The following is a 2,908-nucleotide window of genomic DNA, read 5'->3' as shown; positions in this document are numbered from 1 at the left end:
CTCCTGCATACTTTGTGCTTTTTGTCAAAAAAACTTTTTTTTTGCAATAAAACTACACAAAAAAAAGATCATCGTTGTCGGTGAAATTGACTAATTTACCCGTTTTAATTAGGATTACCTTGTAGGTGTGGCAAGGGTTTCAACCATTGCTGCCCAAAAAAGCACAAAATAGCCCAATATGAAATTATATCAAATCGCTGTAACCATGACAACATCGTTGTTAAATAAAAATTTTTCTCAATTAATTCTTAAGAATTTGTAAATATTGCGGAATGTTAATTTAAATATTCTCAAGCTTTTGGAGTCAATAGATAATTTTTGCTTATCTTTGTCGGAAAATAGAACTCCTGGAAAAATCCAACATCTACCATTGGGTTAGAATTCTCCGAGTCAGGAGATTATTTTTATTTATTCTTCCCACTTCATAATTCATAATTCATAATTCCCCTTCTCCCCCACTGTTGACTTAAAACCCCCCACTGATCACTGAAAAAGGCCTAACTTTGGGCAAAAATCTGGTTTGTGTCCCCTCTTAGCGATAAAATTTCTACATCTGGACCGTCGAAAAGTATAAGTTTTGTAAAGTAAAATTAAGAAGGGAGACAAATTTAAGATAACCAACTTATGGAAGTAACTTTTACCGCTGCCGAATCCCTAGAAATTGTTGTTGCTGAACAAACCATCCCGATTCAGCATTATCTGCGCCAACCGCAAAGATTAGTACAGGCTATCGTTGAGACTAGCTTAACAGAACACTTGTCTGAGAATAGGTTTCGCCTAAAAATGCGTCCCCTAAACTTCTTGAATATGTACTATTTTCAGCCCACGGTTATTCTTAATGTCTGGGCCACCTCTGAGGGGACGATATTTTTGCAATCAGAAGACTGTCAGATCAAAGGTATTGATTATATCAACGATCGCTTTAGCCTCAATGTTAAAGGCAAACTCGCTCCTGTGGAAAAAAATAATCAAACCTATCTAGCGGGGAAAGCCAATCTTGAGGTGAAAGTCGCCCTACCACCGCCATTATGGTTAACCCCGCGTCCGTTGTTAGAAATCACTGGCAATAGTCTCTTAAAAGGGGTTTTATTGCGGATTAAACAGCGTTTAATGAGTCAATTGTTGCAAGATTACCAACAATGGGCTAAACAGGACATTATTGCCCAAAATTACCCCGAAACCATTCTCGATCTCTCCCTTAGTTAAATAAAAATATGAGTTGGACAAAAGTATTATCTGTAGATTCCCTTGCCCCCGGCGCCCGTCAAGTGGTAAAAGTGGGGGAAAATTCCATTCTGTTGATTAACAATAACGGTCAATTCCACGCCGTCGGTAATCGTTGTCCTCATTTAAAATTATCGATGACGAAGGGCAAAATTAGCGAGGACGGCGCGATCGTTTGTCCCTGGCATCGTAGTTCTTTTGATCTCTGTACTGGTGCTGTCAAAGACTGGATTACCTGGCCCCCAGTGGTTAACAAAGCGATGGCGGCAGTTTCTCAACCCCAAGCTTTACCCGTTTATCCCCTTCGCATCGAAGACGGCAGCATCTGGATAGACGCATAACCGCTCACCGAGGGGGGGTTTTGGGCAACCTAAAGAGCAGTTGCTTTAACCGACAATGGGTTAATCTTTGAGAATGCCAAACCCTACCGCGCTCCCTTCCATAAAAACCCAGTTATGGACTGTTCCCCCCCTCCGCTCTCATAGTAGGTTGATTCAAGGTAGGGTTGATTCATGAATCAACCCTACCCCGCTCCGGTGATCCCCACTCTCCTCTATATTTTTTAAACAGGATTTTAGTATAAAATCCCGTCATGTCAGCCTAGGAGCGGAAGGCTTTGCAGTAGAAATAAGAAGCCAGAGCTTATTTAATACAAGTGTTTGCCTATTTTAGCCAACCCTAATTAGGGTTGGCTGAATAAATCTAAAAACCTTGTTGGATAATATTTTTAGACTTTTTTTCCCTCAAAAAGTGCCGACCATTGGAGGGATCGGGGGTAAAATTCAGGGACTTTTTCCCTGAAAATTAGGTAATTGACCACCTGAAAATGGGTAAAACCCCACACCCCACACCCCACACCCTACCCCCACCAACAAACTTTTTCAGTAAACCCTAATTATTAACCCTAATTGGTTCCGTTTAAAAGTTGAGAACGAAGCAAATCGATCGCATCTAAATAACTTGGCATTGGTTCATCACCTAACAGACAAGCACTGCGATCGACGCTAATCATATCATCACCCCAAAACACTTGACCGAGAGGAATAGATTTTCCTCGATCCGGTCGCCAATTACTACTAAAATATTTAAGATTAGCGTCCACCACTGCCCCATCAAAAAGATGACCGATACAAAAATAAACATCCTGTAAAATTAGCGGTACGGAGGGGCGATGTAATTGCCCTCGCGAGTTGGGACTACGCGCTTTATAATGACTACGGGGAAAGAGTCCATACAGATTTTTTAAAGAAGCAGAAATCAAGGGTTTATCCTTTAAATGGGTGCGTTTTAAGGTTCCAATTGTGATCCGACAATCCACTTCTTCGATAATTTTAGGGGCAAACATCGAGGGAAACCGGACAGGAAAAGGGGAAAGATTCGGATATTCTTGCTGGGTTAAACTATCAGCATCAAGAATAGTTATTCCAGGATCGAGAATAGATTTTACCCCCAAAATATCGATAATTTCTCTCAAAGAAATAGCAGAACAAACTCCCTCTAATAAGATGATTTCTGCCCCTGGATTTACCCCCCTCAATCCCCTCAAAACTTGACTTAATACCGGCAGACTAACCGTTACTGGTGGTGGCACAGGATAACCTAAATTAGGTTTAATTAAAATACGTTTAGCTGTGATAGCTGCCGGGGGAGGTTGATAAACAAAATCCGCCATAGCTGAATTTTT

At 40.9% G+C, this 2,908-nt stretch carries 3 protein-coding genes; 2 read left to right on the top strand and 1 reads right to left on the bottom strand.

Annotated features, from left to right (window positions below):
- Positions 1–624 precede the first annotated feature (624 nt).
- Together PX484_RS10925 and PX484_RS10920 are read left to right on the top strand one after the other, a co-directional pair.
- Positions 625–1,206, top strand: a complete 582-nt coding sequence (locus PX484_RS10925; protein WP_004268487.1) for a DUF1997 domain-containing protein — start codon at positions 625–627, stop codon at positions 1,204–1,206.
- Between the two features lie 8 nt (positions 1,207–1,214).
- The gene (locus PX484_RS10920; protein ID WP_004268484.1) at positions 1,215–1,565 is read left to right on the top strand and encodes a Rieske (2Fe-2S) protein; all 351 of its coding nucleotides are present in this window, start codon (positions 1,215–1,217) and stop codon (positions 1,563–1,565) included.
- 563 nt (positions 1,566–2,128) lie between these two features.
- Here PX484_RS10920 and PX484_RS10915 read toward each other — a convergent pair.
- Positions 2,129–2,908: DUF362 domain-containing protein (locus tag PX484_RS10915; protein WP_288103815.1), on the bottom strand; the 780-nt coding region annotated here is incomplete at its 5' end.

Source organism: Microcystis sp. M49636_WE2 (assembly GCF_030065375.1).
Taxonomy (GTDB): domain Bacteria; phylum Cyanobacteriota; class Cyanobacteriia; order Cyanobacteriales; family Microcystaceae; genus Microcystis; species Microcystis aeruginosa_C.
Note: the sequence above shows the minus strand (reverse complement) of the source record. Positions and strands in the feature narration are given on the sequence as shown.